Raw genomic sequence first — 21,705 nt, 5'->3', positions numbered from 1 at the left:
CGCTGACCCACGACGAGGAGGTCACCATGGGGAACGGCTGGTTCGAGACCGTCGCAGAGGCGCAGCGGCGCGCGAAGAAGCGTCTGCCGGGTTCGGTCTACAGCGCACTGCTGGCAGGTTCGGAGCGCGGCGTCACGTACGAGGACAACCTCCGCGCGTTCGCGGAGATCGGCGTCGCGCCGCACGTGGCGGGGCTCTCGGGCGAACGCTCGCTGTCGACGACGGTGATGGGGATCGACATCTCGTTCCCGGTGCTCATCTCGCCGACCGGCGTGCAGGCCGTGCACCCGGAGGGCGAGGTCGCGGTCGCCCGCGCCGCCGCCAACCGCGGCACGATCATGGGGCTGAGCTCCTTCGCGAGCAAACCCATCGAGGAGGTCGTCGCGGCGAACCCGAACACCTTCTACCAGATGTACTGGATGGGTACCCGGGACACGATGCTCGAGCGCATGGAGCGCGCCCGCGCCGCCGGCGCGAAGGGCATCATCGCGACGCTCGACTGGTCGTTCTCCAACGGTCGCGACTGGGGCAGCCCCTGGATCCCGGAGAAGCTGACCATGAAGGCGGCGATGCGCTTCGCGCCGCAGGCGATCGCGAAGCCGTCGTGGCTGCTCGGGTTCGCGAAGACCGGCCGGGTGCCCGACCTCACGGCGCCGAACCTCACCCCTCCCGGGCAGGAGTCGCCCACATTCTTCGGGGCGTACTACGAGTGGATGCAGACCCCGCCGCCCACGTGGGAGGACGTCGCCTGGCTGCGCGAGCAGTGGGGCGGCCCCTTCATGCTCAAGGGCGTCTCGCGACTCGACGACGCCCGCCGCGCCGTCGACGCCGGCGTCACCGCCATCTCGGTCTCGAACCACGGCGGCAACAACCTCGACTCCACCCCTGCCGCGATCCGGATGCTGCCGGGCATCGCGGAGGCGGTCGGCGACCAGGTGGAGGTGCTCCTGGACGGCGGTGTGCGCCGCGGCGGCGACGTCGCGAAGGCGCTCGCCCTCGGCGCGAAGGCCGTCATGATCGGCCGCGCGTACCTCTGGGGCCTGGCCGCGAACGGGCAGGCGGGCGTCGAGAACGTGCTCGACCTGCTGCGCGGCGGTCTCGACTCGGCGGTGCTCGGTCTCGGCCGCTCCTCGGTGCAGGAGCTCTGCCGCGACGACCTGTGGCTGCCCGAGGGCTTCACCCGCGACCTGGGCGTGCCGGCCGCGCCGCCTGCGGCGCGCAGCTCGCGCCCTGCGGTGCGGGACGACGCGTCGAAGCCCGTGGAGATGGTCGCCGGCGGCGCCGCCTGATCAGGACCGCATGCACGACGCGCACGATCCGTCCGCCGACCTCCTCGCCGCCCGCACGTGGCAGGAGGTCGGCGACGACGTGCTGCTCGTGCCGGTCGGCTCGACCGAGCAGCACGGCCCGCACCTGCCGCTGTCGACCGATGCGGACGTGGCGACCGCGGTGGCGCGCGAACTCGCCCGCCGGCACCGCGCGCACGGTCTCGGCACGGCGCACGTCGCCCCGACGCTCGCCTACGGCGCGAGCGGCGAACATCAGGGCTTCCCCGGCACGCTGTCGATCGGCACGGAGGCGCTCGCGTTCACGCTGTTGGAGCTCGGGCGCTCCGCATCCGCGTGGGCCCGCCGCATCCTGTTCGTGAACGGGCACGGCGGCAACGTCGAGGCGCTCCGCCGCGCGGTGCCCACGCTGCGGAGCGAGGACCGCGACGCAGCCTGGCTGCCGTGCGCGACGCCCGTGCCCGGCGACGCCCACGCCGGCCGCACCGAGACCTCGCTCCTGCTGCATCTCGCCCCCGCCGCGGTCCGTGCAGACCGGGTGGCGCCGGGGAACACCGCCCCGCTGTCCGAGCTCCTGCCCCGGATGCGGGAGGTTGGGGTCCGCGGTGTCTCGCCCGACGGCGTGCTCGGCGATCCCACGGGAGCGGCGGCCGACGAGGGCGACGCCTGGTTCCGCGGCATGTGCGACCTCGCCTGGACCCGCCTCGCCGGATGGACCCCCGACCCGCACGGGATGCTTGCCCGCCCCGTCGAGGAGGACGCATGACCACCCTGCCCGACTCGTTCACCGTCCGCCTCGGCCGCTACACCCGCGTCGTCGACGGCGGACAGGTGCTCATGGGCGGCTCCCCCACCCGCATCGCCCGGCTGAAGCCGCAGGTGGCCGGCAGCATCCGCGGGCGCGAACTCGTCGTCCGCGACGCACGCACGAAGGCGCTCGCGGCGCACCTCATGACCACCGGCCTCGGGGAGCCTGTCGCCCGGACCCTGCCGCCGATCCCGTTGACGGCGCTCACCGTCGTCATCCCGGTGCACGACCGGCCGGGGCAGCTCGACCGGCTGCTCGGAAGCCTGCCGACGGGCCTCGCCGGGGTCATCGTGGTGGACGACGCGTCCACGCGGTTGGACGAGATCGCCGCCGTCGTCGCACGCCACGAGGCCATGCTCGTCGCGCTCGAACGGAACGTCGGCGCCGCAGCCGCCCGGAACGCCGGCCTCGCGCAGGTCGCCACCCCCTTCGTGGCGTTCATCGACTCCGACGTCGTCGTCGAGCGGGACTGCCTCGAACTCCTGCTGCGCCACTTCGCCGACCCCGACCTGGCGATGGCGGCGCCGCGCGTGCTCGGCCTCGACGTCGGCGAGCCGAACTGGATCAACCGGTACGAGAACGCGCGCTCCTCGCTCGACCTCGGGGCGGATGCGGCGAGCGTGCGGCCCCGGAGTCCGGTCACCTGGGTGTCGAGCACCTGCCTCGTCGCCCGCGTCGCACACCTCGGCGACGGATTCGACGCGTCGATGCGGGTCGGCGAGGACGTCGACCTCGTGTGGCGGCTCGTCGAGGAGGGGTACCGCGTGCGGTTCGAGCCCGCCGCGGTGGTCCTGCACGAGCACCGCACCCGCCTGCGCACCTGGCTCGGCCGCAAGTTCTTCTACGGCACCGGCGCGCACCTGCTCTCGCTCCGGCATCCCGACGACGTCGCACCCGTCGTGCTCCCACGGTGGGGGGCGCTGACGCTCCTGCTGCTCCTCGCACAACGGGTGTGGTCGCTGCCCGCGGTCGCCCTCACCGGGGTCGTGGTGAGCGGACGGATCGTGCAGAAGCTCGGTCATGTCCGTCGACCCTGGCCGGTGGCGGCACGGCTCACCCTCACGGGCATGGTCGCGGCGCTCGGCCAGGGGTTCGCGCTGCTCCTGCGGCACTGGTGGCCGCTCACCGCCGTCCTCGTGATCGGGTCGCGCACCGTGCGGCGCGCGGCGCTCATCGCCGCGATCGCCGACGTCGCGTGGGAGTACCTCCGGGTGCGGCCCAGGCTCGACCCGATCCGGTTCGGGATCGCCCGCCGCCTCGACGACCTCGCCTACGGCGCCGGCGTGTGGTGGGGCGCGTTCCGCGGCCGGTCGGTCAAGGCGCTCCTCCCGTCGATCACCCGCGGCGGGTCGGGCGGGACGCGCCGGAAGGGCTGACCGTCGCGGTCAGAGGTGCTTCAGCATCCTGGTGTTGCCGAGCGTGTTCGGCTTCACGTGCGCGAGGTCGAGGAACTCCGCGACGCCCTGGTCGGGGCTGCGCACGAGCTGCGCGTACACGTCGGGGTCGACCACGTGCTCGCCGATGGGCTCGAACCCGCGGCGGGTGAAGAAGTCCACCTCGAACGTCAGGCAGAACAGGTGCCGCAGGCCGAGGGACCGGGCGTCCGCCTCGAGCGCCTCGACGATCGCGCGACCGACCCCGCGGTGCAGCCACTCGTCGGCGACGATGAGGGTGCGCACCTCGCCGAGGTCCTCCCACATGACGTGGAGCGCACCGCATCCGATGACGCGGCCGTCGGCGTCCTCCGCCACGACGAACTGCTGCACCGCCTCGTAGAGCACGACGATGTCCTTGCCGAGGAGGATGCGTCGCTGCACGTACGGCTCCAGCATCTCGTGGATGCTGCGCACGTCGGCGGTGCGGGCGTGCCGGACGGTGAACTCACTCACGCCCTCAGCCTACGCCCGGCGCCTCGACCGCCCCTGGGAACGCCGAAGGGGCGGCATCCGCGGGCATCAGCCCGGGACGCCGCCCCTCGCGGTCGTGGTCGATCAGTCGCCGGATGCGGCGATGTCGGGGGTCGCGGCGATCTCACCGGCCGCGCCGACACCCACCGCGACGCGCTCACCGCGCGGCGTGTTGGTGAAGGAGAACCTGCCGTCCTTGACGTCGACGACGATGTGGTCGCCCGACTCGAGGCGGCCGTGGAGGATCTCCTCGGACAGCTGGTCCTCGACCTCGCGCTGCATGGCGCGGCGCAGGGGCCGGGCACCGAGCGCCGGGTCGAACCCGATCTCGATGAGCTTGTCCTTCGCCTCGAGCGTCAGCTCGATGGTGAGGTCACGGTCGAGCAGACGCTCGCCCAGCCGCTTCGTGAACAGGTCGACGATCTGGCGCAGTTCGTCGCGGTTCAGCTGCGGGAAGACGATGATGTCGTCGACGCGGTTGAGGAACTCGGGCTTGAAGTGGCGCTTCAGCTCCTCGTCGACCTTGCCCTTCATCCGCTCGTAGGTGGTCTGCGTGTTGCCCTCCACCTGGAAGCCGACCGGGCCACCGGCGATCGCCGACGAACCGAGGTTCGTGGTCATGATGATCACGGTGTTCTTGAAGTCGACGACGCGGCCCTGACCGTCGGTCAGGCGACCCTCCTCGAGGATCTGCAGCAGCGAATTGAAGATGTCCGGGTGGGCCTTCTCGATCTCGTCGAACAACACGACCGAGAACGGCTTGCGGCGCACCTTCTCGGTGAGCTGGCCGCCCTCCTCGAACCCGACGAACCCGGGAGGGGCACCGAACAGGCGCGAGACCGTGTGCTTCTCACCGAACTCGCTCATGTCGAGCGAGATCAGCGCGGTCTCGTCGTCGAAGAGGAACTCGGCGAGCGCCTTGGCGAGCTCGGTCTTCCCGACGCCGGTGGGGCCGGCGAAGATGAACGAGCCGTTGGGACGCTTCGGGTCCTTCAGGCCTGCACGCTGGCGACGGATCGTGCGCGAGAGCGCCGCGATCGCCTCCTCCTGGCCGATGACGCGCTGGTGCAGCGCCTTCTCCATGAAGACCAGGCGGCTGGACTCCTCCTCGGTGAGCTTGAACACCGGGATGCCGGTGGCCTGTGCGAGCACCTCGGCGATCAGGCCCTCGTCCACCACCGCGGTGGTGGCGACGTCGCCCGAACGCCACTGCTTCTCCAGACGTAGCCGCTCGGCGAGCAGCGACTTCTCCTCGTCGCGCAGGGCGGCGGCCTTCTCGAAGTCCTGCTCCTCGGAGGCGGCCTCCTTCTGCTCGCGCACCTTGGCGATCTTGTCGTCGAACTCGCGAAGCTCCGGCGGGCTCGACAGGATGCTGAGGCGCAGGCGCGCCCCGGCCTCGTCGATCAGGTCGATGGCCTTATCCGGCAGGAAGCGGTCGGAGATGTACCGGTCGGCGAGATTCGCCGCGGCAACGATGGCGCCGTCGGTGATCTGCACCTTGTGGTGCGCCTCGTAGCGGTCGCGCAGCCCCTTCAGGATGTTGATCGCGTGGGGCAGGCTGGGCTCGGCCACCTGGATCGGCTGGAACCGGCGCTCGAGCGCAGCATCCTTCTCGAAGTGCTTGCGGTACTCGTCGAGGGTCGTGGCACCGATGGTCTGGAGCTCGCCGCGGGCCAGCAGCGGCTTCAGGATGCTGGCGGCGTCGATCGCGCCCTCGGCGGCGCCCGCACCGACGAGGGTGTGGATCTCGTCGATGAAGACGATGATGTCGCCGCGGGTGCGGATCTCCTTGGTGACCTTCTTCAGGCGCTCCTCGAAGTCGCCGCGGTAGCGGGAGCCCGCGATGAGCGAGCCGAGGTCGAGCGAGTAGACCTGCTTGTCCTTCAGCGTCTCGGGTACCTCGCCCTTGACGATGGCCTGCGCGAGTCCCTCGACGACGGCGGTCTTGCCGACGCCGGGCTCCCCGATGAGGACCGGGTTGTTCTTGGAGCGGCGCGAGAGGATCTGCATGACCCGCTCGATCTCCTTCTCGCGGCCGATCACCGGGTCGAGCTTGTTGTCGCGCGCGGCCTGCGTGAGGTTGCGGCCGAACTGGTCGAGCACGGCCGACCCGCCCTGGGTGGCCTGCGACGACTGCTCGCCGGCACCGGCGGCGACGCCCGCGGTCTCCTTGCCCTGGTAGCCCGAGAGCAGCTGGATGACCTGCTGGCGCACCTTGTTGAGGTCTGCGCCGAGCTTGACGAGCACCTGCGCCGCGACACCCTCGCCCTCGCGGATGAGGCCGAGCAGGATGTGCTCGGTGCCGATGTAGTTGTGACCGAGCTGCAGCGCCTCGCGCAGCGACAGCTCGAGCACCTTCTTGGCGCGCGGCGTGAACGGGATGTGGCCGGTCGGCTGCTGCTGACCCTGGCCGATGATGTCCTGGACCTGCTCGCGCACCGCGTCGAGCGAGATGCCGAGCGACTCCAGTGCCTTCGCCGCAACGCCCTCACCCTCATGGATGAGACCCAGCAGGATGTGCTCCGTGCCGATGTAGTTGTGGTTGAGCATCTTCGCCTCTTCCTGGGCGAGGACGACCACGCGACGGGCTCGGTCCGTGAATCTCTCGAACATGTCGACTCCTCCGGGCGCACTGGTGGCGCCGTACATCGAGGCTAACCAGCATCCGTCGCACCGGAGGTCGTGTTCGCCGTAGGCGGATGCGCCCCCTCCCCCCTTGACGCCCGCCCCGCGCGCGCGTCGCGCCGTGCGCGCCCGTGCGCCCGTGCGCCCGTGCGCCCCGGTTCACCCGTCGCGAATGTGGGGTGTTGTGGCGCTCGACCCTGCATTTGCGACGGGCGAACACGCTCAGCGGGCGGCGAGCGCGCGACGAACCCGCGCGATGAGGTCGCCGGGATGCTGGAAGAGCGCGTCCTTCGACACCCTGACGACATGCCACCCGGCGGCGGCCAGCCGCTCGTACCGTCGGAGATCGTATGCCCACTGGGCGGGGTCGAGCAGATGGTGCTCCCCCTCGTATTCGAGCGCCACCCGCTCGGCCGGGTAGCCCGCGTCGACCCGCGCGAGCCAGCGGCCGGCGGCGTCGAAGACGTCGTGGTTCAGCAGCGGCTCCGGCAGGCGGGCGTCGACGACCGTGAGCCGCATCCAGGTCTCGGGCCGGGACGCGGCGCGATCCCGGATGCGGGGCAGCGCCGCCCGCAGCGCGTTCACCCCGACGCGGCGACCGGCGTCGACGGCCGCGCCCAGGTCGTCGAGGGTCGCGAGCGCCGTCGGGTCCGCGGAGACGAAGGGCACCCGCACGATGGCGTCGCCGACCGCGACCAGATCGTACGGATGCCGCAGCACCGGGGCGAGCATCGCCCACGTCGTCGCGGGATCGGTGACCTGGAACCCCGTCCTCGGTTCCGTGACGACCACGGCCAGCCGCGGGTCGACCTCACGCCCGCGGACGCCTCGGCCCCGCGGGGCGCGGCGTGGGGAGCGGACCGCGACATGGACTCGCGGATCGTCGAGCACGCGGAGCGGCAACGGCAACCCCCACAGCACCGCGGCGGTGACACCGCAGAAGAACTCGTGCGCCGTCATGCGGTGCGCGTATGCGGCGGCGGCGGACCGCATCCGCTCCTTCGGGTCAGCCGACGCCGGCGCCCCGTCGCGGAGGCGACGGACACCGTGAAACGGGGCGTCCAGGTCGGCGGCACCGAGCCGCGAGGCCGGCACGCCCAGACCGCGGGCCGCCCGCGACGCGAACAGGTGGCCGAGCTCGGGTGGGAGGTCTGCGCGCCGCATCCGTCCACGCTCGCGCGGCACGGCTCAGCCCACGCCCTCCCCGGCGCACCGGTGGACTCTGCCCCGTGGCTCCCTGGCTGGGGAGGAGCCATCCCTCCGCTTCATCCGTCGCAAATGTGCCATCTTGCCGGCACGGACCCTGCATTTGCGACGGATGAACCGGCCCGCGCGGGCGTCAGGCGCCGAGGATGCGGACGGGCACCGCGTCGAAGCCGTCGCCGGTCAGCACGAGCTCGGCGCCGGGGGTCGGCGCGAGCTCCGGCGCCTCGACGAGACCGGCGCGGGGGGCCATGTCCATCGTGCACATGCGGTCGGGGTCGGGCTCCTGGAAGGCGACCGTCACCTGCGCCTCGCCGGTGAGCTGCACGTCCTGGACGAGCGGCACGCAGGTCGATGACCCCCACGTGAGGTAGACGATCATGCCGGGGGTCGAGGTCCAGCCGGCGCTCGGGGCGTAGTCGGTCGGGGTGCCGGGGGCGGCGGCGTCGGCGAGACCGGGCAGCTCGGTCGTGCCGCTCCCGGCGCCGAGCGTCACGGACACCGGATGCGGCTGGGAGGCGTCGACGCCCTCGGGAACGCCCACGACGGTCACCCGCGCGCGGTAGTCCTCGGTGCAGGGGCGCTCGGGCTCGAGCTCCGCCGGGTCGGCGAGCACGACCTCGATCGTGCCGTCGTCGGCGAGCGTCGCCCCGCCGTCGCCGGGGACGCAGGTCGACGAGCCCCAGGTCACGACGCCGATGAACCGCCCCGCGTCGAGCCAGGCGGCGTCGACCTCCATCTCGACCGGCTCGGCGGGTGCGGTGACGGTCCCCTCTGGGATGGAGCCGGACGCGCAGCCGGCGAGCGCGAGGCCGAACGCAGAGATCGCACCGACGGCGGCGAGGAGCGGGAGTGCACGGGTCATGCCCCCATCATCCCGACCCGTCCTGGGGGTTCGCCAGAGGGTGCGATGACGAGCGGGTCACGGATGCGGTGAGCGGCCGCATCCGGTCACTGCAGCGCCGAGGTGAGTCGGGCGAGGTTGTCGAGCACGGTGGAGCGCAGCGGCTGCTTCTGCCACTCCTCGAGGGTGAGCTCCCGCGAGAGGCTGCGGTACTTCTCCTCGACCCCACGCATCTCCTCGACGAACTCGGTGCCGCGCACGAGGAGCGAGATCTCCATGTTCAGACCGAACGAACGCATGTCCATGTTGCTGGAACCGATCACGGCGACGTCGTCGTCGATCGTGAACGCCTTCGTGTGGAGGATGTAGGGCTTGCGGTACATCCAGATCTTCACGCCGGCGCGCAGCAGCGCCTCGTAGTAGCTGCGCTGCGCGTGGTAGACCATCGCCTGGTCGCCCTCCTCGGAGACGAACAGCTCCACCTCGACCCCGCGGTGGGTGGCGGTGGTGATGGCGAGGAGCATCGCCTCGTCGGGCACGAAGTACGGGCTGATGAGCACGATCCTCCGCTGGGCGGCGTAGAGCAGGCCCAGGAACAGGCGGAGGTTGTTCTCGAACTCGAACCCGGGACCCGAGGGCACCACCTGGCAGTCGAGCGAGCCCGTCGCATCCGCGATGTCGAACGCGTCGACCTCGCCGGAGAGGATCTCGTCGGTCTCGCTGTACCAGTCCGAGAGGAAGACGGCGTTGACGCTCGCGACGACCGGGCCTTCGAGCCGCACCATCAGGTCGACCCAGTGCAGGCCCCGCTTGATGTTCTTCTTCAGGTTGTACGTCGAGTCGGTGACGTTCTGCGACCCCATGTACGCCAGGTCGCCGTCGATGACGAGGAGCTTGCGGTGGTTGCGCAGGTCGGGCCGCTGGTACTTGCCCTTCAGCGGCTGCACCGGGAGCATCAGGTGCCACTGCGCGCCCATGGCGTCGAGCCGCGCCAGCGTGCGCTTGTAGTACGGCTTGCCCCGGTTCGCCCAGTGGTCGAGCAGCACCCGCACGGTCACGCCGCGGGCCGACACCTCCTCGAGGGCACGGAAGAAGCCGTCCGTCGACGCATCGGACTGGAGGATGTAGAACTCGACGTGCACGTACCGCTTCGCGGTGCGGATGGCGTCGGCCATCTCGTCGAGGCTGGTCTGGTAGTCCGAGACGAGGTGCGCCGCGTTGTCGCCGGAGAGCGGCATGGCGCCGAGATTGCGGTTGAGCCGTACGAGGGAGTCGAACCACGGCTGGGCGCCGGGCTGCGTGGTGCCGAAGTCGAGCCCGGCGCTGGTGTCCTCGATGTAGTCGTTGATGGCCTGCTGCTTGCGGCGGCGCTTGCGCGGCAGCCGCGGTGTGCCGATGAGCAGGAACAGCAGCACCCCGACGACGGGGATGAAGTAGATGGCGAGCAGCCACGCCATCGCCGCGGTGGGGCGGCGGTTCCGGGGCACGATGATCACCGCGGCCACGCGGACGACGATGTCGAACACGAAGACGAAGACGATCCACCACGTCGCGTGGAACTCGATCTGGATCACGCACACTCCCCGGGTCGGATCCAGCGTAGTGGGCGCACCGGACGTCCCCGGGTCACGGGGAGCCGGGGACGCCCGGGGTCAGCGCTCGGCGGGGTCGCCGCCGGCGGGGGCGAGGCCGCGCTTGCGACGCTCCTCCGCCTCGACCTTGGCGTACGCGCGGCGCTCGTTGCGGTCCATGTGGACGATCGCGCGGAAGATGTAGAAGAACACGACGACACCGGCGATCGTCGGGAGGATCGACCACAGTGCGGCGACCCAGAAGCTGTCCATACCTCCATCGTACGCCGCCCGGCTGAGCGGGTGCCGATCACCTCTCCTCCCCAGCGTCGTAGGCGCGCTCGCCCGTCGACGGATGCGGCGGGCACCGGTCGCGGCGTCGCCGCGCCGCGCACGCTCGAGGCATGACGAGCATCGTGAAGGCCACCGATCCGGCCCACTTCCTGTCCCTCGTGCCGCGCATGTTCGGGTTCACCCCCGTCCGCAGCGTGGTCGTCGTGCCGTTCATCCGGGGCCGCAGCGCCGGCGGGATGCGGGTGGACCTGCCGCCGGGCGAGCACGCCGACGCGGTCGCCGCGACCGTCGTCGGCATGGCGTGCCGGGTGGAGGGCGCGGACGCCCTCATGATCGTCGTCTACGAGGACGCCGATCCGGACGACACCGGTTCGCCCGGGCACCGGATCACGGCGGCGCTCCGCACCCGCGCGGACGCCTGCGGGCTCGGGGTGGTGGACGCGCTGCTGGTGGGTCCGACCCGTTGGGCGTCGGTCCTGGACTCCCGCACCGGCGGCGAGGTGGCCGGGCTCACCGCCACGGACGCCCCCGGCGAGCCGCCTGCGGGCGACCAGCGCTCCGGCGCCGACCTCGACCCCGCCGACCCGGCGGCGTGCGCCGACACGGCGACCGCGCTGCGCGAGCTCGAGCACGCCCTGCACCTGCTGGCCGGCGTCCCGACGGATGCGGACGACGTCGCGGCAGGCTGCCGGGTCGATCCGGCGGCGCTGACCGCGTCGACCCTGCTCGACGACGTGCCGCTGTTCTTCGAGGGCTGCATCGCCGATCTGTCCGAACACCCCGACGCGCGGCATCCGGACGTGCCCGAGCCGTACCTGCACGCCGCGCTCATCTGGTGCCTCACACGTCCGTCGCTCCGCGACATCGGCCTGATGACCTGGCTCGGCGGGCTGGACACGGGCGACGCCGCCGTCGAGGGGCAGCTCGGCTGGGAGGACGGCGCGGACTACCCCGCCGACATCGCCTCCCGCATGTGGGGCGAGGGGCCGCGGCCGGATGCGGAACGCCTGCTCGCCGCGCTGGAGCGCTGCCGCGAGGCGGCCGCACTGGCGGCGCCCGAGCATCGCGCCGGTCCCCTCGCCGCGTGCGCGTGGCTCTCGTGGGCGCTCGGACGGCTCACGCACGCCGAGCAGTACGCCCGGCGTGCGTGCGAGGACGAGGAGCGGCACGGGCTCGCGACGATCGTGCTGACGTTCGTCGCGGCCGGGCACCTGCCGGACTGGGCGTTCCGCCGCTGACGGCGCCCCGGCCGGTGTCCGCTACTTGACGAGTGGGAAGAGGATCGTCTCGCGGATGCCGAGGCCGGTGATGGCCATGAGCAGCCGGTCGATGCCCATGCCCATGCCGCCGGTCGGGGGCATGCCGTGCTCCATCGCGCGCAGGAACTCCTCGTCGATGCGCATGGCCTCGTCGTCGCCGCGGGCGGCGAGCTTGGCCTGCTCGACGAAGCGCTCGCGCTGGACGACCGGGTCGATGAGCTCGGAGTATCCGGTGGCCAGCTCGAAGCCGCGCACGTACAGGTCCCACTTCTCCACGACGCCCGGGATGCTGCGGTGCTCGCGCACGAGCGGGCTGGTGTCGACCGGGAAGTCCATGACGAAGGTCGGCCGCTCCAGGCCGCCCTTCACGAAGTGCTCCCACAGCTCCTCGATGTACTTGCCGTGCGTGGCGTGCGGCGGCTCGTCGACTCCGTTCGCGGCGGCGAACGCGGCGAGCTCCTCCACGGGGGTCTGCGGGGTGAACCGCGGCGAACCCTCGAGTCCGGCGATCGCCTCGTTCAGCGAGTCGTACATCGAGATGCGGTCCCACTCGCCGCCGAGGTCGTACTCGGTGCCGTCGGCCCAGGTCACGGTGGTGGAGCCGGCGACCGCGACCGCCGCGTTCTGGATGAGCTCCTGCGTGAGGTCGGCGATGCCGTTGTAGTCGCTGTACGCCTGGTACGCCTCGAGCATCGCGAACTCGGGGCTGTGGGTCGAGTCGGCGCCCTCGTTGCGGAAGTTGCGGTTGATCTCGAAGACCCGGTCGAGCCCGCCGACCACGGCGCGCTTGAGGAAGAGCTCCGGTGCGATGCGCAGGTACAGCTCCGTGTCGAACGCGTTCGAGTGGGTGACGAACGGCCGGGCCGAGGCGCCGCCGTGCTGCACCTGCAGCATCGGCGTCTCCACCTCGATGAACTCGTGGTCGGCGAAGGTGCGCCGCAGCGACGCGTTGACGGTCGCGCGGGCGCGGACGGTGTCACGGGCGGTGTCGCGCACGATGAGGTCGAGGAAGCGCGAGCGGACGCGGCTCTCCTCGCTGAGCTCGGTGTAGAGGTTCGGCAGCGGGAGCAGCGCCTTGGCCGCGATCGCCCAGTCGGTCACCATGATCGACAGCTCACCGCGGCGGCTGGAGATGACCTGACCCGACACGAAGACGTGGTCGCCGAGGTCGACGAGCTCCTTCCAGCGCTGCAGCGAGTCCTCGCCCACCTCGGCGAGGGAGACCATGGCCTGGATGCGGCTGCCGTCCCCGGCCTGGAGCGAGGCGAAGCAGAGCTTGCCGGTGTTGCGGCTGAACACCACCCGGCCGGCGACGCCCGCGGTGACGCCGGTCTCGGCGCCGGCCTCGAGGTCCGCGTAGCGGGCGCGGAGGGCGGGGATCGTGTCGGTGACGGGCACGGCCACCGGGTACGCGCCGCCGGCGGCGTCCTCCCGCTCGGCGATCAGCCGCTCGCGCTTGGCCAGTCGCACCGCCTTCTGCTCGAAGACGTCGTCCTCGGTGGGTTCGGCGGGCGCAGCGGGGTCGGGCTGAGAGGTCATGGGTGGGGATGCTCCGGTCGCTGAGCGGGTCTGGGGTCCCTTCCAGTCTACCGAGGGCGTGACGGGCGCCGCGGGGTCCAGCCGGCGGGGATGGGGGCGTCCATCGCGGCGCGTTCCCGGTCGACCGCGGCGGACCATCCCTGGGCGGCGTCACGCCCGTCGAAGGCGCCGCGGGCGACCCGGAAGCCGATGTCGTCCTGGCGCAGCGTGGGCGCACCGCCGCGACGGACGCCGGCGCGGACGCTCCACGCGTCGTCCGCGAACCCGCCCCCGCGGAAGACGCGGTACTCGTCGTACCTGGCGGGGTCGAGGAGGTCCCAGCACCACTCCCACACGTTGCCGAGCATGTCGAAGAGCCCGTTGAGGTTCGGCATCCGGGCGCCGACCTCCTGCGGGGTTCGCACGCCGTCGGCCGCGGTCCACGCGATCTCGGGGAGCGGGCCGTACTGGGCCGCGGCGGAGCCGGCACGGCACGCGAACTCCCATTCGGCCTCGGTCGGCAGCCGGAAGCCGTCGGAGGTGACGTCCCAGGTCACCTCGTCGCCGTCGACCCGGTACGCCGGCTCCAGCCCCTCCCATTCGGATGCGGCGTTGCAGAACCGCACCGCGCGCTGCCAGCTCACCTCGACGGCGGGGCGGCGCGGATGCCGCGCAGTGACGCCGAGGATCTCCGCGAGCTGCTCCTCGGTCACCGGGAACACCCCGATCTCGAACGGTTCCAGCGTGACGGTGCGGCGGGTCTTCGTGCGGGCGTCGGCGAGCACGACGGCGCCGCCGGCGATGCGGGCGAGCTCGAGATCGCTCACAGGCCCGGTGCGTCCTCGTCGGGGGCGGCGCCGTCGGCGAGCGCCTGGTCGACGGTGGAGCGGACGAGCGCGGACAGGTAGGCGCCCGGGTTCTCGACCCCGATGTCGGCGAGCAGACCGGTCGACTGCCGCACGATCGAGCGGCTGAATTCGGTCGCGGTGGCGATCGCCTCGGCGTACGCGGCACGGTCCGCCTCGGCGACGACGACCGGCTCGCACCCCATCTCGACGGCGAGCGCCTGCGCGATCGGCAGGACGGCGGGCGGCGCGGTGACGGCCGCATAGGAGGCGGCGAGCTGACGCAGGTCGATGCTCGTGCCGGTGAACGAGATGGCGGGGTGCACGGCGAGCGGGATGGCACCGGCCGCCGCCGCGGGGGCGAGCACGCCGATCCCGTACGCCGGGTCGGTGTGCAGCACGAGCTGACCGAGCTGCCAGGCGCCGACCTCGGCGAGCCCCGCGACGAGCCCCGGGAGTTCGTCGTGCGGGACGGCGAGCACCACGAGTTCGCTGCGGCGCACCACTTCGGGGGCGTCCAGCACCGGGAGGCCCGGCAGCATGGCGTCGACCCGGTCGTCGTCCGATCCGCTCGTGATCCCGACCAGTGCGTGGCCGGCACCGGCGAGCGCCGCCCCGATCACGGGGCCGACGCGGCCGGCGCCGATGACGCCGACGCCGAGGCGTCCGTCGCGGTTCATGGCTCCTCCTCCGTAGTCGTGTCGTCAGCGGGTTCGGTATCCGCCCACCGGTGCGTCCGGTCCGCGGATGCGGCGGCCACGGCCGCAGCCGCCACACCGTCCCAGAGCCAGACCGCGTCGTCGCGGTCGAGCGCACCGATCGAGGCGACGACGGGGCCCTTCACGGTGTGTGCGTCGATGCTCGCCGCACCGAACGCCCGCGTCAGCGGCCCCTGCCGCACGGCGACGCTCTGCAGCCGTGCGAGCGGCACCAGCACGAGCGTCCGCCAGACGAGCCCCTTGCGGACGGCGAGCACGCCGTCCGCAAGGAGGGCCCCGTTGCGCCGCCACGTGATCGGGCGGAGCAGCCGCGCACGGCGGGGCGTCGTGGCGAAGGGGTCGTCGTCCACCGACGGCGCGAGCCCCGTCTCCAGCAGGCGGCGGCGGACGTCCTCGGCCATCCCGGGCAGCAGGAGGTCGAGCACCCGGTCGACCTCGTCGAGGGTGCCGACCAGGAGCACGGTCGTGAGCTGGTCCGCGCCGGTGTCGCTCGCCTCGCGGCCGCTGAGGCGGTTGATCTTCACCGTCCACCAGCCGGCGGGTCGCCACAGCAGCGGCTGCACGAGCTGCACCGCGTGGACCCGGCCGGGTGGCAGGATCTCGGTGACCGAGGTGAGCAGCCCGAACGCGACGCGGACGCCGTCCGGGGTGGGGGCGATGCTGTAGCGCAGGAACCGCAGCACCTGGCGGACCTGGTAGCCGAGCAGTGCGAGCGCCGCGGGGACCGCGAGGAACAGCACCCACGGCGGGCCGAAGACCGCGACGACCCCGCCCGCCACGAGCAGGCACACCGCACCCACCGTGGCGGTGTCGAGCAGCTGCGCGAGGATGAGCCGGCCGGCGGGCAAGTCGACGACCGACGCGGACTCGACCCGCGCCTCGTCGCCGTCGACGAGGCCGGTGATGCCGCGGGCGACGTTCTCGCGCAGGCCGGGCGCGGCCGCATCCGTCCCGGGCGAGAGCGTGAGCCCGGAGGCGAGGCGGAGGATGTCGGCACGAACGGTCTCGGCGTCGTGGAGCCTCAGGTATTCGAGCTTGACGTTGCCGGAGGTGCCCGCGCCGAGCACCTCGAGCTTGGCCAACCCGAGGAAGCGTGCGACGAACGGGCGGGTGAGGTTGACGCCCTGCACCCGGTCGAGCGGGGCGCGCCGGTGGCTGCGGAAGAGCACCCCGGAACGCACCTCGACGTCGTCGCCGGTGATGCGGAACGTGTGGAACCGCCACGCGAGCGTGAAGCCGAGCACGAGGAGCGCGATGACGGCGAGCACCGCGGAGGCCGCGACCACGGACAGGTCGTTCGCGAGCACCCAGTCCACCGGGTCGCGCGGCTGCTCCCAGTCGACGTCGTCCGGCCGGAACCACGGCAGCACCATCGCGACGAGCCGTTCCCGGAGGTTCGCGACGACGACGCCGGCGACCACGAGCAAAGCCAGCCCGCCGCGCAGGAGCGGCGTGAGCGGATGCGGCCGGTGCCACGCGCCGTCGCTCAGCGGCGAACGGACGAGGGCAGGGGCGGGTGCGGGTGCGGTCACAGTCCCGTGCGGCGGTGCTCGGCGACCTCGACGAGGTGATCGCGCAGCGCGTCGGCCGCGTCCTGGTCGAGCCCAGGGATGCTGACGGCGCTCGTGGCCGCCGCGGTCACGAGCTTCAGCTGGGCGATGCGGAACCTGCGGTCGAGGGGCCCGTGGGTGATGTCGACGAGCTGCATGCGCCCGTAGGGCACGGCGACGACACGCTGCCACAGGATGCCGCGACGCACCACGAGGTCGTCGGCTCGGAGCCGGTAGCCGATCGCACGGGCCTGCCGCGGGACGAGGGCGAGCATGATCGCGAGGAGCAGGACGGCGAGCCCGCCCGGGATGAGCGGCCACGACTGCCCCAGCACGAGGGTGCCGACGGTGACGCCCGCGGCGACGAGCACGAGCAGCAGGCCGTGGCCGAGCAGCTGCACGTCGCGGTAGCGGCGCGACACCTGGTGCCATCCGTGGCCGAGGTCGATCCGGCGCGGGGAGCGGGGTTGGACGAGTCCGTCGAACGTGTCGACGTCGAGGACCGCCGGCCACTCAGTGGTGGGAGGGGGTGACGCCTGGTCCGGGGTCGTCGGGTCCGGGTTCGTGATCGTCGTCGTCCTTCCGGATCGTGCACAGGTGTTCGGCGATGAGCGCCGCCACGACCAACCAGACCGCGGCGACGATGGTCGCGATGATGGTCGACATCGATGCTACCGACGGCACGACGGGCCGGGTCGTGAGGAAGAGCACGAACCCGACGGCGACGCCCCCGACGACCGATCCGAGGATGCTGCCGGCCTTCGCGAGCACGACCACCCGCATGGCCCGGAACGGGTCGATCCGGGCGGTGGACCGCCCCTGCGTGACGCGCCGGATCGGGATCGCGAAGGCGAGCACGACGACGCCGACGAGCGCGAGCACGACCGGCAGCGCCACCCCCGGCGTGAACGTCGACCCGCCCGCCGACGTCAGCAGCTGGTCGATGAGGAACCCGACACCGGCGCCGAGGACGGCGCAGATGACGAGGACGCCCGGGTTCGTCCGTCTCACGACGCGTCCTCCAGGCGCGCGAGGAGCTCCGACACGCGGCCGGAGCCCGGGAGCTTCGCCTCCGGGTCGATGCTGAGCCAGGGCCGCAGCACGAAGTCACGCTCGGCCGCGCGCGGGTGCGGCACCTGCAGGGCGGGGTCGTCGCTGACGACGTCGCCGTAGGCGATGAGGTCGAGGTCGAGGGTGCGGTCGCCCCAGCGTTCCACCCGGACCCGGCCGTGCCGGGCCTCGATGTCGTGGAGGAGCCGGAGGAGTGTCGACGGTGCGAGCCGGGTGCGCACGAGGGCGACCGTGTTCAGGTAGGCGGGAGCGTCCGTATCCGGTCCGTCGAGCTTCACGGCGACGGAGTCGACCGGCTCGGCGAGGAGGAGGGAGTCGACGAGCGGGTGGGCGCGGAGCTCCTCGGCCGCCTGCACGATCGTGGCCTCCCGGTCGCCGAGGTTCGCACCGAACGCGACGACGGCGGTCTGCGGGCGGATCCCCTGCGCGAGCCGACGGCTCACGGCCGGCTCCGCTCGATCGAGACGGTCACGTCGGTGAACGGCACCGTGATGGGGGCGCCGGGCTTGTGCACCGTCACGCGCACCGCGTCGACGCGGCGGTCGGCGAGCACGGCGTCGGCGATGCGTGCCGCGAGGGTCTCGATGAGGTCGACCGGCTCCCCCTCGATGACCGCGACGACGGCTTCGGCGAGTTCGCCGTAGTGCACGGTGTCGGCGACGTCGTCGCTCGCCGCGGCGGGTCGCAGGTCGAGGCTGAGCTCGACGTCGACGACGAAGTCCTGTCCCTCGCGCTTCTCGTGCTCGTAGACGCCGTGGTATCCGAAGCCGCGGAGGCCGGTGAGGATTATGCGGTCGGTCATGCGCCCACCCGCCAGGCGGCCTCGACGCGGATCGCGTCGCGGGACGCGGCGACGTCGTGCACGCGCACCGCCCAGGCGCCGTCGCGGGCGGCGAGGGCGCTCGTCACGGCGGTGGCGAGGTCGCGACGGTCCAGGTCGGCGTCCTCCCCGAGGACGTCGCCGAGGAAGCGCTTGCGGCTCGTCCCGACGAGCACGCGGGGACCGAGCCCGGTCAGGTGCGGCAGGGCGCGGAGCGTGTCCCAGTTCTGGGCGCCGCGCTTGCCGAACCCGATGTTCGGGTCGATGATCACCCGCGACGGGGCGATCCCCGCGGCGGCGGCCGCGTCGATCCGGCCGAGCAGTTCGGCGGTCACCTCGCGGACCACGTCGGTGTAGACCGCGTCGCGGTACATCTCGCGGGAGTGCCCGCGCCAGTGCCCGAGCACGATCTCCGCGTCGGTCTCGGCGACCGCGGCGAGCAGGTCGGGGTCGGCGAGTCCACCCGAGACGTCGTTGACGATCCGGGCGCCCGCGGCGACCGCGGCGACCGCGGTGGCGGCGTTCATGGTGTCGATGCTCACGACCGCGCCCCGCGCGGCGAGGGCGGCGACGACCGGGAGGACACGGGCCTGCTCCTCCTCGACGCCGACCCGCTCCGCACCCGGACGCGTCGACTCGCCCCCGACGTCCAGGATGTCGGCGCCGTCGGAGCTCAGGCGCAGCCCGTGCGCGATCGCGGTGTGGTGGTCGAGGTACCGGCCGCCGTCGCTGAACGAGTCGGGGGTGACGTTGACGACCCCCATGATGAGACAGCTCATGCGGTCCCCGTCCGGATGAGCGCGATGAGTTCCGCGCGGGCGGCGGGCTCGGCGAGATCCCCGCGCGCGGCGACCGTGACGGTCGTCGCCTCGGGCTGGCGGCCGCCGCGCATCGTGACGCACTCGTGCGAGGCGTCGAGCACGACCAGCACGCCGCGGGCGTCGAGCGCCTCGGCGATGGCGTCGGCGATCTGCTCTCCCAGCCGTTCCTGCACCTGCGGGCGGGCGGCGAGGAGGTCGACCGTCCGCGGGATCGCGCCGAGGCCGACGACCTGCTCGCCCGGCAGGTACGCGATGTGCGCACGGCCGCGGAACGGCAGCAGGTGGTGCTCGCACATCGACCGGAACAGCACGTCCCGCAGCACGACCGCACCGGACGGCAGCGTGTCGGGCGCGGGGCCCCGCGACACCGAGATGGTGTGGCGCAGCGGCTCGCCCGCATCCGTCCCCACCCCGGCGAAGAACTCGGCGTACGCGTCGGCGACGCGCGTCGGCGTCTGGGTCAGGCCGGGACGATCGGGATCCTCACCGATCGCCTCGAGCAACTCCCGTACCGCCGCGACGACGCGGTCCTTGTCGACAGCCACGCGACGAGCCTACGCGGTCGCGGGTCGGGCCTGCCCCGTGCTGGGACGCCGGCGTGCGGGGGCGGCGTCGGCCGCCTCGGCCTCGGCCTGCGCGACGACGTCCACGTCCGCGCGACGCGGCACCTCGACCGGCGGCAGCGGCGACACGGGGCGCTCGGAGCTCGACAGCCACTGCGGCCGCGGGGGCAGACGCTTGACGTCCTTGAAGATGTCCTCGAGCTCGATGTGGTCGAGGGTCTCCTTCTCGAGGAGCGCCAGCGCGAGCTTGTCGAGGATGTCGCGGTTGTCGTTGAGCACCTGGTAGGCCTCGTTGTGCGCCTGCTCGATGAGCGCGCGCACCTGCTCGTCGACCCGCTCCGCGAGCTCGTCGGAGTAGTCGCGGCCGTGGCCCATGTCGCGGCCGAGGAACATCTCGCCGGACGAACCGCCGAGCTTGACCGGGCCGATGTCGGTGGTCATGCCGTACTCGGTGACCATCTTGCGGGCGATGTTCGTCGCCTTCTCGATGTCGTTGGAGGCACCGGTGGTGGGGTCGTGGAAGACGATCTCCTCGGCGACGCGGCCGCCCATCGCGTAGGTGAGCTGGTCCTGCAGCTCGTTGCGGGTGACGGAGTACTTGTCGTCGAGCGGGAGCACCATGGTGTACCCGAGGGCCTTGCCGCGCGGCAGGATCGTGATCTTCGTGACCGGGTCGGTGTGGTTCATCGCCGCCGCGGCGAGGGCGTGACCGCCCTCGTGGTACGCGGTGATGAGCTTCTCCTTGTCCTTCATCACACGGGTGCGACGCTGCGGGCCGGCGATGACGCGGTCGATGGCCTCGTCGAGCGCGCGGTTGTCGATGAGCTGCGCGTGCGAGCGGGCGGTGAGCAGCGCCGCCTCGTTGAGGACGTTCGCGAGGTCGGCACCGGTGAACCCGGGGGTCTTGCGGGCGACGACCTCGAGGTCGACCGAGTCGGCGAGCGGCTTGCCGCGGCCGTGCACCTCGAGGATCTGCAGTCGGCCCTTCAGGTCGGGCGCGTCCACGCCGATCTGGCGGTCGAAGCGGCCCGGGCGCAGCAGCGCCGGGTCGAGGATGTCGGGACGGTTGGTCGCCGCGATGACGATGACGTTCGCCTTGGGGTCGAAGCCGTCCATCTCGACGAGCATCTGGTTCAGGGTCTGCTCGCGCTCGTCGTGACCGCCGCCCATGCCGGCGCCGCGGTGGCGGCCGACGGCGTCGATCTCGTCGATGAAGATGATGGCGGGCGCCGACTCCTTGGCCTGGTTGAACAGGTCGCGCACGCGGCTCGCGCCGACGCCGACGAACATCTCGACGAAGTCCGACCCGGAGATCGAGTAGAACGGCACCCCGGCCTCGCCGGCGACGGCACGTGCGAGGAGGGTCTTACCGGTGCCGGGAGGGCCGTACAGCAGCACGCCCTTGGGGATGCGGGCGCCGAGCGCCTGGAAGCGCGTCGGGTCCTTCAGGAAGTCCTTGATCTCCTGCATCTCCTCGATCGCCTCGTCGGCGCCGGCGACGTCGGCGAACGTGACGGTCGGGGTCTCCTTGGTGACGAGCTTCGCCCGGGACTTGCCGAACTGCATGACCTTGCCCCCGCCGCCCTGGGCGCTGGAGAGGAGGAACCAGAAGATGAGGCCGAGCAGGAGCACCGGGATCATGAGCGACAGCAGGCCGTCGAGCCAGGTCGCCTGCGGCACCACGTCGTTGAAGCCGTCCTTCAGGTCGGCGGCGTTGATCGCCTCGACGACCTCGTCGGCACGCGCCTCGACGTAGTAGAACTGCACGTTCGTCGAGCCCTCGTACTCCTCGGAGAGGGTCAGGTCGACGCGCTGATCACCGTCGGTGTTGGTCACCTCGGTGACGGTGCTGCCCTGCAGCAGTTCCAGACCCTGCTGGGTCGTGATCTGCTTGGCCGCGCCGAGACTCGAGATGAGGGAGAAGCCCACGATGAGCAGCAGGCCGATCAACAGCACGTAGATGATCGGATTGCGACTGATCTTCTTGAAGTTCATTGTGCG

The 21,705-nt window shown here is 72.2% G+C and carries 21 protein-coding genes; 4 read left to right on the top strand and 17 right to left on the bottom strand.

Going from position 1 to position 21,705, the window contains the following annotated elements:
• Nucleotides 1–26 precede the first annotated feature (26 nt).
• The 3 genes from mftD to mftF are packed head-to-tail and all read left to right on the top strand — an operon-like array spanning nt 27 to nt 3,470.
• A complete protein-coding gene (gene mftD, locus ACWAUO_RS11825; RefSeq protein ID WP_460775624.1) occupies nt 27–1,289 on the top strand; it encodes a pre-mycofactocin synthase MftD in 1,263 nt (420 codons plus the stop codon).
• Between the two features lie 10 nt (nt 1,290–1,299).
• A complete protein-coding gene (gene mftE / locus ACWAUO_RS11820) occupies nt 1,300–2,052 on the top strand; it encodes a mycofactocin biosynthesis peptidyl-dipeptidase MftE (protein WP_460775622.1) in 753 nt (250 codons plus the stop codon).
• Nucleotides 2,049–3,470, top strand: a complete 1,422-nt coding sequence (gene mftF, locus ACWAUO_RS11815; RefSeq protein WP_460775620.1) for a mycofactocin biosynthesis glycosyltransferase MftF — start codon at nt 2,049–2,051, stop codon at nt 3,468–3,470. Before mftE ends, mftF begins: the two co-directional genes overlap by 4 nt.
• 9 nt (nt 3,471–3,479) lie before the next feature.
• Here mftF and ACWAUO_RS11810 read toward each other — a convergent pair whose 3' ends face one another.
• The 6 genes from ACWAUO_RS11810 to ACWAUO_RS11785 all read right to left on the bottom strand — a co-directional run bounded on the left by ACWAUO_RS11810 (nt 3,480) and on the right by ACWAUO_RS11785 (nt 10,517).
• Nucleotides 3,480–3,983, bottom strand: a complete 504-nt coding sequence (locus ACWAUO_RS11810) for an amino-acid N-acetyltransferase (protein WP_460775618.1) — start codon at nt 3,981–3,983, stop codon at nt 3,480–3,482.
• 102 nt (nt 3,984–4,085) lie between these two features.
• Complete coding sequence (locus tag ACWAUO_RS11805) at nt 4,086–6,614, bottom strand: ATP-dependent Clp protease ATP-binding subunit (protein WP_460775616.1); 2,529 nt, start codon at nt 6,612–6,614, stop codon at nt 4,086–4,088.
• Between the two features lie 234 nt (nt 6,615–6,848).
• On the bottom strand, nt 6,849–7,790 hold the full coding sequence (locus tag ACWAUO_RS11800) for an endonuclease domain-containing protein (RefSeq protein WP_460775615.1): 942 nt from the start codon (nt 7,788–7,790) through the stop codon (nt 6,849–6,851).
• A gap of 175 nt (nt 7,791–7,965) precedes the next feature.
• Nucleotides 7,966–8,694, bottom strand: a complete 729-nt coding sequence (locus ACWAUO_RS11795; RefSeq protein ID WP_460775613.1) for a hypothetical protein — start codon at nt 8,692–8,694, stop codon at nt 7,966–7,968.
• Nucleotides 8,695–8,780: 86 nt separating this feature from the next.
• Nucleotides 8,781–10,244, bottom strand: coding sequence for a cardiolipin synthase (cls, locus tag ACWAUO_RS11790; protein ID WP_460775796.1), 1,464 nt, complete (start codon nt 10,242–10,244; stop codon nt 8,781–8,783).
• Between the two features lie 81 nt (nt 10,245–10,325).
• Nucleotides 10,326–10,517, bottom strand: coding sequence for a hypothetical protein (locus tag ACWAUO_RS11785; RefSeq protein ID WP_460775612.1), 192 nt, complete (start codon nt 10,515–10,517; stop codon nt 10,326–10,328).
• Between the two features lie 131 nt (nt 10,518–10,648).
• Here ACWAUO_RS11785 and ACWAUO_RS11780 point away from each other — a divergent pair, with 131 nt between their 5' ends.
• The gene (locus ACWAUO_RS11780; RefSeq protein ID WP_460775610.1) at nt 10,649–11,776 is read left to right on the top strand and encodes a DUF4192 family protein; all 1,128 of its coding nucleotides are present in this window, start codon (nt 10,649–10,651) and stop codon (nt 11,774–11,776) included.
• Between the two features lie 21 nt (nt 11,777–11,797).
• Here the strand turns inward: ACWAUO_RS11780 and lysS are convergent, their stop codons facing one another.
• From lysS to ftsH, 11 genes are read right to left on the bottom strand one after another with little or no spacing between them, the layout of a single operon-like run.
• Complete coding sequence (gene lysS / locus ACWAUO_RS11775) at nt 11,798–13,336, bottom strand: lysine--tRNA ligase (RefSeq protein WP_460775609.1); 1,539 nt, start codon at nt 13,334–13,336, stop codon at nt 11,798–11,800.
• Between the two features lie 47 nt (nt 13,337–13,383).
• Complete coding sequence (locus tag ACWAUO_RS11770) at nt 13,384–14,142, bottom strand: formylglycine-generating enzyme family protein (protein WP_460775607.1); 759 nt, start codon at nt 14,140–14,142, stop codon at nt 13,384–13,386.
• Nucleotides 14,139–14,840, bottom strand: coding sequence for a DUF2520 domain-containing protein (locus tag ACWAUO_RS11765; RefSeq protein ID WP_460775606.1), 702 nt, complete (start codon nt 14,838–14,840; stop codon nt 14,139–14,141). Before ACWAUO_RS11765 ends, ACWAUO_RS11770 begins: the two co-directional genes overlap by 4 nt.
• Nucleotides 14,837–16,411, bottom strand: coding sequence for a PH domain-containing protein (locus ACWAUO_RS11760; protein ID WP_460775604.1), 1,575 nt, complete (start codon nt 16,409–16,411; stop codon nt 14,837–14,839). Before ACWAUO_RS11760 ends, ACWAUO_RS11765 begins: the two co-directional genes overlap by 4 nt.
• The gene (locus tag ACWAUO_RS11755) at nt 16,408–16,998 is read right to left on the bottom strand and encodes a PH domain-containing protein (protein ID WP_460775795.1); all 591 of its coding nucleotides are present in this window, start codon (nt 16,996–16,998) and stop codon (nt 16,408–16,410) included. Before ACWAUO_RS11755 ends, ACWAUO_RS11760 begins: the two co-directional genes overlap by 4 nt.
• The gene (locus tag ACWAUO_RS11750) at nt 16,943–17,440 is read right to left on the bottom strand and encodes a DUF3180 family protein (RefSeq protein ID WP_460775602.1); all 498 of its coding nucleotides are present in this window, start codon (nt 17,438–17,440) and stop codon (nt 16,943–16,945) included. The genes ACWAUO_RS11755 and ACWAUO_RS11750 overlap by 56 nt, the downstream gene beginning before the upstream one ends.
• Complete coding sequence (gene folK / locus ACWAUO_RS11745) at nt 17,437–17,943, bottom strand: 2-amino-4-hydroxy-6-hydroxymethyldihydropteridine diphosphokinase (protein ID WP_460775601.1); 507 nt, start codon at nt 17,941–17,943, stop codon at nt 17,437–17,439. Before folK ends, ACWAUO_RS11750 begins: the two co-directional genes overlap by 4 nt.
• The gene (gene folB / locus ACWAUO_RS11740; protein WP_460775599.1) at nt 17,940–18,302 is read right to left on the bottom strand and encodes a dihydroneopterin aldolase; all 363 of its coding nucleotides are present in this window, start codon (nt 18,300–18,302) and stop codon (nt 17,940–17,942) included. Before folB ends, folK begins: the two co-directional genes overlap by 4 nt.
• Entirely contained in the window at nt 18,299–19,099 is an 801-nt protein-coding gene (gene folP, locus ACWAUO_RS11735) for a dihydropteroate synthase (RefSeq protein WP_460775598.1), read from the bottom strand. The genes folB and folP overlap by 4 nt, the downstream gene beginning before the upstream one ends.
• Nucleotides 19,096–19,686: a GTP cyclohydrolase I gene (gene folE / locus ACWAUO_RS11730; RefSeq protein ID WP_460775596.1), complete on the bottom strand. Its 591-nt coding sequence runs from the start codon at nt 19,684–19,686 to the stop codon at nt 19,096–19,098. Before folE ends, folP begins: the two co-directional genes overlap by 4 nt.
• A 9-nt stretch (nt 19,687–19,695) precedes the next feature.
• A complete protein-coding gene (gene ftsH, locus ACWAUO_RS11725) occupies nt 19,696–21,699 on the bottom strand; it encodes an ATP-dependent zinc metalloprotease FtsH (protein WP_460775594.1) in 2,004 nt (667 codons plus the stop codon).
• Nucleotides 21,700–21,705 lie beyond the last annotated feature (6 nt).

It is taken from the genome of Microbacterium sp. GXF7504 (genome assembly GCF_054798235.1).
This window is presented reverse-complemented; position numbering and strand designations above follow the sequence as displayed.